Origin of the sequence: Ensifer sp. 4252, assembly GCF_050434565.1 — a bacterium.
In the GTDB taxonomy this organism is placed as follows: domain Bacteria; phylum Pseudomonadota; class Alphaproteobacteria; order Rhizobiales; family Rhizobiaceae; genus Ensifer.
Window position 1 is genome coordinate 75379 of record NZ_JBNDIU010000020.1, and the last position, 13466, is coordinate 88844.

14 protein-coding genes are annotated in these 13466 nt (G+C 60.9%); 8 read left to right on the forward strand and 6 right to left on the reverse strand.

What is annotated here, in order from left to right:
• From catC to pcaD, 8 genes are all read left to right on the forward strand, one after another.
• The gene (gene catC, locus ABIE33_RS27675; RefSeq protein WP_429131012.1) at positions 1-291 is read left to right on the forward strand and encodes a muconolactone Delta-isomerase; all 291 of its coding nucleotides are present in this window, start codon (positions 1-3) and stop codon (positions 289-291) included.
• 70 nt (positions 292-361) lie between these two features.
• Positions 362-1300, forward strand: a complete 939-nt coding sequence (gene catA, locus ABIE33_RS27680) for a catechol 1,2-dioxygenase (RefSeq protein ID WP_429131013.1) — start codon at positions 362-364, stop codon at positions 1298-1300.
• A 107-nt stretch (positions 1301-1407) separates the two neighbouring features.
• Positions 1408-2766, forward strand: a complete 1359-nt coding sequence (locus tag ABIE33_RS27685; protein ID WP_429131015.1) for a Rieske 2Fe-2S domain-containing protein — start codon at positions 1408-1410, stop codon at positions 2764-2766.
• The gene (gene benB / locus ABIE33_RS27690; protein ID WP_429131017.1) at positions 2763-3251 is read left to right on the forward strand and encodes a benzoate 1,2-dioxygenase small subunit; all 489 of its coding nucleotides are present in this window, start codon (positions 2763-2765) and stop codon (positions 3249-3251) included. Before ABIE33_RS27685 ends, benB begins: the two co-directional genes overlap by 4 nt.
• Positions 3252-3291: 40 nt before the next feature.
• Positions 3292-4314: a benzoate 1,2-dioxygenase electron transfer component BenC gene (benC, locus tag ABIE33_RS27695; RefSeq protein WP_429131019.1), complete on the forward strand. Its 1023-nt coding sequence runs from the start codon at positions 3292-3294 to the stop codon at positions 4312-4314.
• Positions 4311-5099, forward strand: coding sequence for a benzoate diol dehydrogenase BenD (gene benD / locus ABIE33_RS27700; protein WP_429131021.1), 789 nt, complete (start codon positions 4311-4313; stop codon positions 5097-5099). Before benC ends, benD begins: the two co-directional genes overlap by 4 nt.
• Positions 5100-5143: 44 nt before the next feature.
• Positions 5144-6475, forward strand: coding sequence for an MFS transporter (locus ABIE33_RS27705; RefSeq protein WP_429131023.1), 1332 nt, complete (start codon positions 5144-5146; stop codon positions 6473-6475).
• 143 nt (positions 6476-6618) lie between these two features.
• Positions 6619-7419, forward strand: coding sequence for a 3-oxoadipate enol-lactonase (gene pcaD / locus ABIE33_RS27710; RefSeq protein WP_429131025.1), 801 nt, complete (start codon positions 6619-6621; stop codon positions 7417-7419).
• A gap of 610 nt (positions 7420-8029) precedes the next feature.
• Here the strand turns inward: pcaD and ABIE33_RS27715 are convergent.
• The 6 genes from ABIE33_RS27715 to ABIE33_RS27740 all read right to left on the reverse strand — a co-directional run bounded on the left by ABIE33_RS27715 (position 8030) and on the right by ABIE33_RS27740 (position 13304).
• Positions 8030-9409, reverse strand: coding sequence for an enoyl ACP reductase FabMG family protein (locus ABIE33_RS27715; protein ID WP_429131027.1), 1380 nt, complete (start codon positions 9407-9409; stop codon positions 8030-8032).
• A gap of 645 nt (positions 9410-10054) precedes the next feature.
• Complete coding sequence (locus ABIE33_RS27720; protein ID WP_429131094.1) at positions 10055-10228, reverse strand: transposase; 174 nt, start codon at positions 10226-10228, stop codon at positions 10055-10057.
• Positions 10198-10308: a transposase gene (locus ABIE33_RS27725; protein WP_429131097.1), complete on the reverse strand. Its 111-nt coding sequence runs from the start codon at positions 10306-10308 to the stop codon at positions 10198-10200. The genes ABIE33_RS27720 and ABIE33_RS27725 overlap by 31 nt, the downstream gene beginning before the upstream one ends.
• Positions 10309-10431: 123 nt before the next feature.
• Positions 10432-10731: an antibiotic biosynthesis monooxygenase gene (locus ABIE33_RS27730; protein ID WP_429131029.1), complete on the reverse strand. Its 300-nt coding sequence runs from the start codon at positions 10729-10731 to the stop codon at positions 10432-10434.
• A gap of 54 nt (positions 10732-10785) precedes the next feature.
• On the reverse strand, positions 10786-12348 hold the full coding sequence (gene lsrK / locus ABIE33_RS27735) for an autoinducer-2 kinase (RefSeq protein WP_429131031.1): 1563 nt from the start codon (positions 12346-12348) through the stop codon (positions 10786-10788).
• Between the two features lie 8 nt (positions 12349-12356).
• Entirely contained in the window at positions 12357-13304 is a 948-nt protein-coding gene (locus ABIE33_RS27740; protein ID WP_429131033.1) for a sugar-binding transcriptional regulator, read from the reverse strand.
• Positions 13305-13466 lie beyond the last annotated feature (162 nt).

Consider the following 13466-nt stretch of genomic DNA (forward strand, 5'->3'; position numbering starts at 1 on the left):
ATGCTCTTTCATGTGCGCATGAACGTGAACATTCCAAACGATCTGCCGCAGGCCGAGGCCGCCGACATCCTTGCCCGGGAAAAGGCCTATTCGCAGGACCTGCAGAAGAGCGGCAAGTGGCGACACATCTGGCGCATTGTCGGCCAGTACGCGAATTACAGCGTCTTTGACGTGAAGGACAATGCGGAACTGCACGAGATACTCTCCGGCCTTCCGCTGTTCAAATTCATGGATATCGAGGTGACGCCGCTGGTGCGGCATCCCTCGTCGGTTCGTGAGGACGATAGCTAGACCATTTTGCGCTGGCCCGGGAGGACGCGAACCGCGCCAGTTTCCGAGCAATCCAAGAGGAGGATGAAAAATGAACGTGCAGATCTTCGACAGGCCGGAGACACAGGACTTTCTCAAGGTCCTGAGCGGCCTCGACAACAACGGCGGCAGTCCGCGTGTCAAGCAGATCGTCCATCGGATCATGTCGGACCTGTTCAAGGCGATCGACGATCTCGACATCACGCCTGATGAATACTGGACCGGCATCGCCTGGCTGAACGAGATCGGCGCCACCGGCCAGGCCGGCTTGATCTCGCCCGGCCTTGGCCTCGACCATTTCCTCGACGAGCGCCTCGACGCGATCGATGAGGCTCTCGGTATCGAAAACCCCACCCCACGCACCATCGAAGGCCCGCTTTATGTGGCAGGTGCGCCGGTATCGCACGGATTTGCCCGTCTCGACGACGGTACCGACGAAAACGGCCACACCCTGATCATGCATGGCACCGTCTTTGGCGCAAACGGCAAGCCGTTGCCGGGCGCCACCGTCGAAGTCTGGCACTGCGACACCCGCGGCTTCTATTCGCATTTCGACCCGACGGGAAAGCAGGCGCCGTTCAACATGCGCCGCACGATCGTCGCGGACGAAAAGGGCTGTTACAAGTTCCAGAGCATCGTGCCGCACGGTTATGGGGTGCCGCCCGGCAGCCCGACGGAGCGGCTGTTGTCGGCACTCGGTCGTCACGGCCAGCGCCCGGCGCATATCCACCTGTTCATCAGCGCCGGGGACCACCGCAAGCTGACGACACAGATCAACATTGAAGGCGATCCGCTGGTCGACGACGATTTCGCCTATGCGACGCGGGACGGCCTGGTTCCGTCCGTCATCGAGCGGACCGACGAAGCCGACATCAAGGCCAATGGCCTGACCGGGCCCTTTGCGGAGATCAGGTTCGACATTCACCTCACGGCCCTGGTGGACGGCGTCGACAACCAGATCAACGAGCAGCGCAAGCGCGCGGCCGCCTGAGCGGCAAACCGGCGGCCCGGACGGGCCGCCACCCCCAACAATCATCGTCATAACGACTGTGTTGCAAAGGCTGCGCCCGAAGGTGCGCGCTTTGCGGGAGATAGATCATGTCTGCGATCATCGACAAAGCCCGGGACCTCAATCATTTGCTGGCTACCGCCGTGCAGGACGACAAGGAAGCCGGCATATTCCGTTGCCGCCGCGATATCTTCACCAACGAAGACCTGTTCGAGCTGGAGATGAAGCACATCTTCGAAAGCAACTGGGTCTATCTGGCTCATGAGAGCCAGATCCCGGAAAATAACGACTACTACACGACCTATATCGGCCGTCAGCCGGTGGTCGTCACGCGCGACAAGCAAGGTCAACTGCATGCGGTCATCAATGCCTGCGCGCATCGCGGCGCGATGCTGTGCCGCCGCAAGCATGGCAACAAGGGCAGCTTCACCTGTCCCTTCCATGGCTGGACCTTTTCCAACAGCGGCAAACTGCTCAAGGTCAAGGACGAGAAATCCACGCAGTATCCGCCGCAGTTTGCCAAGGATGGCTCGCACGATCTGAAGCGCGTCGCGCGGTTCGAAAGCTATCGCGGCTTCCTGTTCGGCAGTCTCAAGGCGGACGTGCCTGCACTCGAAGACTACCTCGGCGAGACGAAAGTCATCATCGATCAGATCGTCGACCAGGCGCCGGAGGGACTTGAAGTGCTGCGGGGCAATTCGTCTTACATCTATGACGGCAACTGGAAACTGCAGATGGAGAACGGCTGCGACGGCTATCACGTCAGCTCCGTGCACTGGAACTACGCCGCCACCATGGGCCGGCGCAACGAGGAGGGCACGAAGGCGGTCGATGCGAACAGCTGGAGCCGCTCGGTCGCAGGCGTCTACGGGTTCGAAAACGGCCACATCCTGTTGTGGACCAATACGATGAACCCCGAGGTCCGGCCGGTCTACAGCCGCCGGCACGAGATCACGGCGCGCGTCGGTGAGGACAAGGCGGATTTCATCGTCAACCAGACCCGCAATCTCTGCCTCTATCCGAACGTCTTCCTGATGGACCAGTTCAGCACGCAGATCCGCGTCACACGGCCGATCAGCGTCGACAAGACCGAGATCAGCATCTTCTGCTTTGGGCCGAAAGGCGAAAGCGCTGCAGACCGCGCGCTGCGCATCCGGCAATACGAGGATTTCTTCAACGTATCGGGCATGGGCACATCCGACGACCTGGAGGAGTTTCGCGCCTGCCAACAGGGCTATGCGGGAACCACCGCGCTCTGGAACGACCTGTCGCGCGGCGCGCCGTTGTGGATCGACGGCCCCGACGAAAACGCCAAACGCATGGGCATCGAGCCGCTCCTGTCCGGGGAGCGCAGCGAGGACGAGGGTCTTTTCGTCCGCCAGCACGAATACTGGGCCAAGGTGATGCGTGATGCGCTCGTCGCCGAGAAGAGCGGAGTGGTCGCATGAGCATTTCCTACGACACCATCTGCACCTTCCTCTACCGGGAGGCCCGCCTTCTGGACGATCGCGAATGGGACGAATGGCTGACCTGCTACGCCCCCGACGTCACCTACTGGATGCCGGCCTGGGACGACGACGATCAACTCACTGAAGACCCACACTCTGAGATCTCGCTGATCTATTACCCAAGCCGCGACGGGCTCGAGGATCGGGTGTTTCGCATCAAGACCGAGCGTTCCGGCGCTTCCACGCCCGAACCGCGCACCAGTCACAACGTGACGAATGTCGAGGTGTTGGAGGACCGGGGTGATGAGGTCGACGTGCGCTACAACTTCCAGACCTTGAACCATCGTTACAAGGTCACCGACCAGTTCTTCGGAACCATGTTCGTCACGCTGCAAAAGCGCAGCGACAAGCTTCTGATCGCCAACAAGAAGATCGTGCTGAAGAACGATTACATCCGCCAGGTCGTCGACGTCTATCACCTCTGACGAGCGTCGGCGGCTAGCACAGGACTGAAAGGAGGGTTCGATGAGCTGTTACAAGATCGCATTGAATTTCGAAGACGGCGTGACCCGTTTCATCGAGTGCAAGGACGGCGAGAAAGTGCTCGACGCCGCCTTCCGCAACAAGATCAACCTGCCGATGGACTGTTCCGACGGCGTGTGCGGCACCTGCAAGTGCCGGGCCGAGAGCGGCAGCTATGACCTCGGCGACGACTTCATCGACGATGCCCTGACGGACGACGAGGTGGAGAGCGGCCTCGTGCTGACCTGCCAGATGAAGCCGACGTCGGACTGCGTGGTCGCAGTTCCAACGACATCAGCGGCTTGCAAGACCGGGCAGCAGAGTTTCGCCGCGACGGTTGCGCGGGTCAGCCCGCACAATGACGCGGCGATTGTGCTCGAGCTCGATGTCGACGCAGCACCCGCCTTCCTGCCTGGTCAATACGCCAACATCGACGTGCCGGGCAGCGGCCAGAACCGTTCCTACTCGTTTAGCACGGCGCCAGGGGAAGGGGGCATCGGCTTTCTCATCAAGAAGATACCCGGCGGGCTGATGAGCAGTTGGTTGGAGCGCGCCGAGGTTGGAACGACGCTGCAACTGACCGGGCCGCTCGGTAGTTTCTACCTCCGCGACGTCCAAAGGCCGCTGCTGTTTCTTGCCGGCGGCACGGGGCTCGCGCCGTTCCTGTCGATGCTGGAAGTGCTCGCCCGCGAAAATGCCACGCAACGCATCCACCTGATCTATGGCGTGACGCGCGACCTTGATCTGGTTCTCGTCGATGAGATCGAGGCCTACACAAAGCGGCTTGCCAACTTCAGCTTCGCGACCGTTGTCGCTGAGGAAGCCTCCAACCATCAGCGCAAGGGCTGGGTCACCCAGCACATGCCGGCCGAAGTGCTGAATGGCGGTGACGTCGACGTCTATCTCTGCGGTCCGCCTCCAATGGTCGATGCCGTCCGCAGGCATTTCGACGACCACGGCGTGAAGCCGGCCAGCTTCCACTACGAGAAGTTTACGCCCAATGCGGTCGTGAAGGAGGCCGCATGAGTGCGTCGCGCTTTAAAGGTCGTTTCGCCGGCAAGGTGCTGATGGTAACAGGCGCGGCGCAGGGTATCGGTCGCGCGGTGGCGGTCCGCGCGGCAGAGGAGGGCGGACGGGTGGTGTTCGTCGACCGCGCCGACCTTGTCGCCGATGCCGCAGCCGAGGTCTCGGATGCGGAAACCGCGGCTTTCAATGCCGATCTGGAAACCTATGAAGGTGCGGCCGCCGCCATGCGCTTTGGTGCGGACACTTTTGGCGGCATCGACGTCCTGATCAACACGGTCGGTGGGGCGATCCGCATGCGCCCTTACGGCGAATTCGAGCCGCAGCAGATCGATGCGGAGATCCGTCGCTCGCTGATGCCGACGCTCTACTGCTGCCACGCGGTTCTGCCGCATCTGATGGCGCGCGGTGGCGGCGCGATTGTCAACGTCTCGTCGAATGCGACGCGGGGGATTTATCGCGTGCCCTATTCGGCGGCAAAGGGCGGCGTGAACGCCCTCACCCAATCGCTCGCCATGGAACTCGCCGATCGCAACATCCGCGTTGTCGCCACTGCGCCGGGTGGCACCGAGGCGCCACCGCGTCGTATTCCGCGCAATGCCGATGGCGACAGCGAAGCCGAAAAGGCCTGGATGGGCGAGGTCGTGCAGCAGGTGAAGCAATCCACCTTCATGAAGCGGTACGGGACCATCGATGAGCAGGTGGCGCCCATCCTGTTCCTGGCCTCGGATGAGGCGGCCTACATCACCGGCAGCGTGCTGCCGGTTGCCGGGGGCGATCTCGGCTGACGACTTGAGACATGAATGCGTAACGGACTCGGGGAGGAGTGATTATGCGCACCATCGATGTGAATGAAGCGATAGACAACAATCCGTTCGGGGGATTTCAGTGGTTGGTGGTCGCGCTTTGCGCCCTGCTGCTGATCGTTGACGGTTACGATGTCTTCGTCGCCGGCACCGTGCTGCCGACGCTGATTGCCGAGTGGGGTTTGACCAAGCCGCAGGCCGGCGTGCTCCAGGCCTGGGCATTGTTTGGCATGATGTTCGGCGCCCTTTTCTTCGGGCCGTTGGCCGACAGGATCGGCCGGAAGAAGGGCATAGCGATCAGCTTCCTGCTGTTCACCGTGTCGACACTGCTCACCGGCTTTGCGAATTCACCGGAGCAGTTCAAGATCTTTCGCTTCATCGCCGGTCTTGGTTGTGGTGGGCTGATGCCGAATGCGGTGGCGCTCATGAACGAATATGCACCCAAGCGCCTCCGCGGCACCATGGTCGCCATCATGTTTTCCGGCTACTCGGTCGGCGGCATGGTCGCAGCGGGCCTTGGCATTGGCCTCATTCGGCAATTCGGTTGGAAGCCGATGTTCTTCGTCGCGGCGCTGCCATTGCTGCTTTTGCCGGTCGTTCTGTGGAAGCTGCCGGAATCGCTCGGTTTCCTCATTCGTCAGGGCGAACAGGAGAAGGCGAAACAGATCTATGCGAAGCTCGCCCCTGCAGCAGCCCTTGGCCGCGACGACAGGCTGGTCTTTTCCGAAACCAAGGGTGCGTCTGCATCGATCGCGGAGCTGTTCCGTCACCAGCGCACGTTGCGCACGCTCATGCTGTGGACTGCCTTCTTCTGCTGCCTGCTGCTCGTCTACCTGCTGTCGTCCTGGTTGCCGAAGGTGCTGCAGGAAGCCGGTTATGCCGAGAAGGCAAGCCTGCTCAGCCTCTTCTCGCTCAACTTCGGGGGTATGGCCGGCGCGATCGTTGGCGGCCGGCTGGGGGACCGCTTCGGTCTGCCGAAGGTGGTGGTCGGCTTCTTTATCGCGGCCACCGCGTCCATCGCCTTGATCGGCCTCAACCCGCCGACGGGGATACTGTTCCTGACGGTCTTCGTCGCGGGCGCCACCACCATCGGCACACAGATCCTGCTCTATGCCAGCGTGGCGCAACTCTACAATCTCTCGATCCGTTCCACCGGGCTCGGGTGGGCTTCGGGGATAGGCCGTATCGGCGCCATCGTCGGCCCGACGCTCGGTGGCGTGTTGCTTGCACAGGAATTTCCGCTTCAACAGAACTTCCTGATCTTCTCGATCCCGGCGGCGGTCGCTGCGCTCGCCATGCTGGTGTTTGCGATCAGCAATGCCCGCCGATCCGACGTCGCTCGGCTTGCTGCCGCCTGAGGTAACAGAACGAGGATCGGAAAGGCTGATACCTCATCGCGGATGGTCCCGTCCCCCAGTCTGGCCGGTGCCGAGCGGGTGGCGGGACAATTCGCGATCGGAGCACCAATCGCTGGCCTCCGACAACCGGAGTATTTTGAACCGTGGCTTATCTTGAACTTCCCAGTCATCGCCTTCACTACCGCATCGACGGAGGCACGAGTGACGACAAGCCTTGGCTCATGTTCTGCAACTCGCTCGGCACCGACATGCATATGTGGGATGCTCAGGTGGACGCCCTGTCGGCGCAGTACCGCATATTGCGTTACGATCGCCGGGGGCACGGTCGGTCGTCTGCGCCGCTTCCGCCCTATTCTCTCGACGACCTCGGGGGAGATGTCCTTGCGCTGCTCGACGCGCTGGATATCGAGCAGACGCATTTCTGCGGCCTGTCGATCGGCGGTCTTACGGGGCAGTGGTTGGGCGTTCATGCCGGCAAGCGCTTGGGCAACGTCGTCCTATGTGCGACCGCTGCAAAGATCGGCACTGCGGAAGGCTGGGCAGCCCGTATCGAGGCTGTGCGAACAGGAGGGCTAGGCGCGCTGGTGCCCGCGACGGCCGAGCGCTGGTTCACATCGCAATTCCACGCTTCCGAAGCTCAAGCTGTCGCCAGCGTGCTCGACGCCTTCGGCGCAATATCGCCCGATGGGTATGTGGGGTGTTGTGCGGCGCTGGCGACGGCGGACCTGCGAAAAGAGCTTGAGCGGATCGGCAATCCCCTGCTTGCGATCTCCGGGCAAGACGATCCTGTCTGCCCACCGTCGGATCTGGAAAATATCGCAGCCGGCGCGCGGCGCGGCCTCCACGTGTCGTTGCCGGGACGGCATATCGTCAACATGGAGTCCGCCCCTTTGTTCAACGCCGTGCTTCTTGAATTCCTCGGGAGTGGGCCTGCAGTATGCTGATGCGACCCATGGTTAACCCATGCATGCCATTCGTGGTGACTGGTTAGAGCGCCCTACGCGGCCTTGTCGAACTGGCGGAGCATCATTGTGTAGTGGTGATTGAAAGCATCGTTGAGCGCCGCCGCCTCCGAGCCAACAGCGTAGTCGGTCGATCTTTCCCTGTTGGTCCACACGCTCGGACTTCAGCGAAGTTCTCAATAGCTGCCGCGGGCCACGCCTTTGTGTTCGCGAGCCATGCGGTGCTCAATTGGGAATAGAATGGACCTTCGCTGCTAAAAGGATCGCATGATGTATCGTCGGGAACGTGTCGTCGGGGCAGGGCCACCTAGGCGCTCCAGAAACATGATCTGACAGGCGACGCTGTCTATAGCTGCAACGGCGCCTTCTCGCTGGCATCGCTTGTTTCGGCCGACAACACCATTGGCTTCTCCCGGGAATGGACCAAGGGTGCTGGAACCACACCGTTCGTCTCCGCCGCCGGCGACAACAGAAGCTGGACATTTCCGCAGGCCTAGACTGCGGCAAATACCGCAATTGGCGCGCTCCTGCCGGACCTTCGTATCCTTCTGGCCCCAGAGAAAATCAGCTTCCAAGCTAGATTGGCAAGCCGTCAGGCCACCTCGAGGTGAGGACCTTCCGCCCCTTGCGCGATCAACGGCGCGGGAGATTTCCCTTGCATGTGGGAGGCGTTAAGTCGGCGCGCCACGATATCGTGGTTGAGCCACTGGATGGGACCGGAGGGATCCGAGGACTCGCCAAAAATGAGTTGCCCGGTCGCCTCCACCACGAGAGCACTCAGAAGGTCGCTGATCATCGCCTTGCTGTCCCGATGCATTTGCGTGATCTCGTTGGACGTGCCGATGGTCAGATCGGACTGTGCCTGGCTGTTTGCCATCGGCCATGCGGAGAAGTCGTAAAACGGACGCATGACCTCGTTGGCCTGCATGTCGGTAATTTTTTGGACCACGTCCTCCATCGTGAAGCCGTCGGCCAGAAGCTGCTGGCAAGCCTGCCATTGCTCCTCGGCCCATTGGCCACCATTCTCTTTCTTCAAGGCAAGCAGCAGCGGTATCAGGGGAAGCTCGATACCCGTAAATACGTCGGACGAATTGGTCCGGATTTCGGGACAGTTATAGACGGTTGCCTTGATACCCGCAGCCCAGGCTTGCTCCGCGATGCCTTCGAGCCGCATCTTGGCGTAACCCTGGGTGTAATTGGTGTAGGTCTGCCAACGGTAACTTCCGTCAATCAGGACTGCCGTTCCGTGGTAGCCGTAAGCCGTATACCGGACCTGGCCACCCGATGCCTCTATGCGCTCACGGATCGCCGCGCTGAAGTCGATGAGATGTCGAAAGGTGATTGCGGAGACTTCGTCGAAATTCTGCAGGATGAGCTTGCCCATATCGCTGTCGAGAAGGGCTTGCGACGACATGTGGCGGGGACCACGCCCCTTGTAGATCCGGTTGGCGAGGACCAGGAATACCTTCGCCTTCGGGATGCCCCCCGCCATTGTGTGGGCGAAGAAGACATTGCGGCCGTCGGCAATCATTCCGTCGAGAACGGCCATGACCTGTGAAAGCGAATTCGTGAACCGCGAGGTGGCGATGTCCCGGCACTGCTCAACGTAGTCCCAATCGAGCGTGTCATGTTCCCAGCTCTCCAGTGTCATCGTCGCGAGGAGGTCAGTCGGAGTGGGACCTCCTGCCGGCGCGTCGAGATCGAAGCCAGCCATAAGAGGTATGTTGATAATTTTGCCGCCCAGTCGACCCTCGGCGGCAGAGAGCTCCTCGGCGTCCAGAGGTCGCAGTGCATTGTTCTCGTCGCGCCGCCCGACCGTGATGCCCACGATCTCCATGCCGGCCCGCCGGGCTTCGTCGAGCAAGCCAGTCGCATATCCGCGACCAAACAGTTCGCCAAAAAGGACGAAAACATCGCCTTTGCGAAAGACGTTGTTTTGGGCAATGCGATTCACTGCGAGCGGGTTTTCCATGCTGTCAACTCTTTGGTCCGTTGGTCGTCGAGCAATGACTCAGACGAGCTTCAATAGTGACATGACCGAACTGACCCGTAATAGGAAGTCATTTTAAGTGTCCGTTCATTTCAAAACGTGAAGTCCCGTAAGGGCTTTTCGCTGTCCGAACCGGACAAAGCAGGCAAATGCCGAGGCCATTGGAGGGCAGGGTGCCGATACCGAATCGAGTTCGGTGGATTACGCTTCGTCTAGGGATAGTTGCGAACGCAATCGGCACTGTCAAAGGCCCGCTGGTGGCGCGACCCTATCGTTGTCAAAGTCGCCCAAAGCCGCCGCTGGCACCGTTTAGCCAGTCCGTCGATGAACGCACTGCATGGCCGAGGCAGATCAGCGTCAGGCCACACGGTCGCGGTGTCCTCGCACCGTTCGATGGTCTCCGGCCGACATACAGCTACATGGGAACAAGTGAGCCCCAGCGTGAACCGGGGACGTCATCGCTAACTCATCCTCGGGACCCGACGGCCAGCTTGTCACCCTCGACGACTGGTCACCGAAGTTCGCGGGCTACCACCTCTATTATCCAAGCAGCCGCCAGAATGCACCGGCGTTCAAGGTCATCGTCGATGGCGCTGCGGCGCAACGCGTGATGGCTCGAGCGTCCGGCTACGATGGCGCCCTGGACCAGTTCGAGGTGCTCTGCCCGTACCGGGTGACGGTCTCGAACAGGTAGGCGCGAACGACCGGATCGCCACACTGGGAGACCCTGCCATTGTGGTCGGCCTCGCCCGATTGATAGCGCCCGGGTGTTAAGCCCAGATGGGCCCGACGCTGCTCGATTTCGCAAACCTGGCCGGATCATCGATCGCGGTGATGAAAGCGATCGCCGTCAGCGGCCCGATGCCGGGAATTACGATCAGCCGCTAACACGGGGCAGGCCAGGGTCGGCAGAGCGTTCCTGCGTGCGCAAATATCGGGCGGGCAGAACGCCACGGGCTCTACCCCCTGGGGCTTAGCGTGCTTCGCGCTTCTTTCAGAATCGTCTAGAGAAAGTCTGCCATCTCGGCGTTGTAATAAATCTTGGTCCGCGGACCAGCCAGAATGGGGTCGATAATACGGACGCATTCCTTGTAGTGCTCGGTCTTCCGGTGATCCTCCAAAGCTTCTGCCGATTGAAAGACTTCGTAGATCAGGAAGGTGTTTTCGTCCTGCGGATCACGAAGGACGTCGAAACGCAGATTGCCCGGTTCCCGGCGCGTGCCCTCATAGTTGATGCGAAAGGCTTCGAGAAATTCGGCCGCGCAGCCTTCCTTGACATTAATGCTGACCATCTGAATGAGCATATCGTTTTCCTTGGTAACGTTAGAACTGCACGTTTGTGCGTGCGAAGAAAGGGTTTAGAGACCGGGGGCCTTCCACATGGCGGTGGTGACGCCTTCATCGACCAACTGACGTTGAAGTGCGTAGGCTCGGGCCCAACGCTCGCCGGCGTTGTCGTAGATCGCCTTGTGTTCGTGATTGGGCTCGAAATGCCGGTCCCAACGAACCCAGCTTTCGGCCGCCTCGATGAAGTGGCGGTGGAGCCCAACGCCGATCGCCGCTGCAGCCGCACAGCCCAGAGCGGTCGCCTCCTTGACGACCGGCGTTACCACCGGGAGGCCGGTTGCGTCCGAGAGGATTTGCGACCAATGGGAGGACTTGGAGGCGCCCGCCGCAAAGACGATCTTTTCAGGTCTCTTGCCGGAAAGCTTGAAAATGGCGTCAAGGTTGCGCGCCGCAACAATGGCCGCATTTTCCTGCAGGGCGCGAAAGATTGCCGCCTTGCCGGATTTCTCCGGGTCGATGGAGAGGTTCAACAGCGACGGGGCAGCGTGATACCATTTTCCATAATGCATCACGTCGGAGAACACCGGGATGATGCCATGGGCACCTGGAGGAACGAGGGCAGCCTTCTGCTCCAACAAACGATATGCGTCGCCACCAGGGCCAGCGGCGGCAATTTCCTCGGCGCCGAAGCTGTCGCGGAACCAGCGCATCACGATGCCGACGAAGAAGCTGATGGCCTCGGCCTGGTTGAGACCCGTCACGACATGGGGATTGATACGCAGGTCCATCGACGAATCAGTGACGGATGGCGCGACATTGACCACCTGCTGCCAGAAGGTGCCGCCAAGCACGGCGCAATCACCTTCGTTGACGACCCCGAGACCGGCCGCGCCGATCTGGCAATCACCGCCACCCATCACCACCTGAGTTCCGGCGGCAAGACCGGTTTCTTCGGATGCCTGTGAAGTAACGCGGCCGATCACGGTGCCCGGCTCGGCACTCGGCGGGAAGATATCGTCGCGCATACCGACCTTGGACATGGCCTCTGGAAGCCAGTTGCGCGCGGCAAGGCTGTAAAGACCGGTCGTGCCAGCGTTCGACGGATCGCTGGCTATCACTCCCGAAAGCCGGGCGAGCACCCAGTCTGAAAGCATGCTGACGCGATTCATACGATCATAGACATCAGGAAGGTTGCGCTTCAGCCAGAGCAGGCGGGGTAGAGCGCCCAGCGCAAAGGTCTGTCCGGATTGGGCATAGAGTTCCCCCTCAAGCCGCGGGAAGCCTTGCTTTAGGTCGCGAACCTCATTGTTGGCGCGGCTGTCGACATTGGCGCAAGCCCAGATTTCCTGTCCGTCGCGATCATAGGCGACAATGGCCTCGCGCATGCTGGTGGCGCTGACGGCTGCAATATCGCCTGCCTGGATCCCCGCATCGGCAATGGCACGACGGATCGCCCGCGCCAAAAGTGTCCAGTTGCCCGCAACATCGAAATCCATCGAGCCGGCAAAGCGCGGATCAGGCTTGTGCCACCACTCATGCTGGGCGCTGGCGATCTGATTGCCGTCGTGATCGAAGATGACGGCCCGGCCGCTGCCCGTGCCGGCGTCGACGGCCAGGAGATATCTTGCGTTCATCGTGATGCCTAGTCCTTGATCTCGAGCAGGCCGGCTGCCGTGGTTTCATCGGTGATGAGGATGCCGACGAATTTTCCCCGCAAAGCGGAATGGATCGCCTGTACCTTTTGCAGACCGCCTGCCGCAGCCACGACCTTTTCGGCGCGTGACAGGGTCGCGAGCTTCACCCCGATCACGCGATCGTGCAACGGCAGGTCGAGCACCTTACCCTGTTCATTGTAGAACTGGCAAAGGATGTCGCCGACGGCGCCCTTACGGCGCAGCGGCTCCACTTCATCAGGAGTGACATAACCGGAGCGCACGACCGTCGAGGCTGGCGAAAGCTCGCCGATGCCTACGAGCTGAAAGGATGCATTGAGCGCCATATCGAGCAGGTTGGCGACGGCCGGCTCAGAGGAGAGGTTGCTTGCAACCTGCGGGTCCCTGACGACAAGAGGGGCGGGGACAAGATGAACGCTGCTGCCCCAATTGGCTGTGCGCATGCCGTCTACATAGGTTCCGACGCCGCCGGTGAGGCTGACGAGGCCGATGTTGCGTTCATTGGCAAGATGGCCGAGCCGTTGGATCGTGTTGCTGACGGTGGCGCCCCAGCCAACCGCCAAGAGGTCGCCGTGCTGCAGGCGCTGCATGAGGAATTGGGCTGCTGCCTGGCCCAGACGGTCGCTCGGATCCTGGTCGGGTAGCTGCGGCACGACATAGGCCTCCAGCAGCCCGTAGCGTTCCTTGATCTCCCGTTCGAGTGCCAGGCATCCCTGGTAGCGCGAATTGATGCGCACTTGGATAATGCCCGAACGCCGGCCACTTTCCAGAAGACGCGACACCTTGATGCGCGACATGTTCAGCCGTTCGCCGATCTCGTTCTGGGTCAGTCCATCATTGTAGTAGTACCAGGCAATGCGGGTGAGGGTCTCCTCGTCCGCATCCGCATAACTCCACTCGCCATTGTCCGAAGCCATGCGGCCCATTCCTTTGGGTTTGTCGTGATCATTTGATTATCTCAAAAACATTTGATACGTCAACGGCACGCGGTGCGAAAAGACCCATCGATCCGCAGCCGTTTGTTTTTGCCCATTTATTGCTGATTAATAGTTCCACTGGGCTTTTCTGCTCTTCACTGG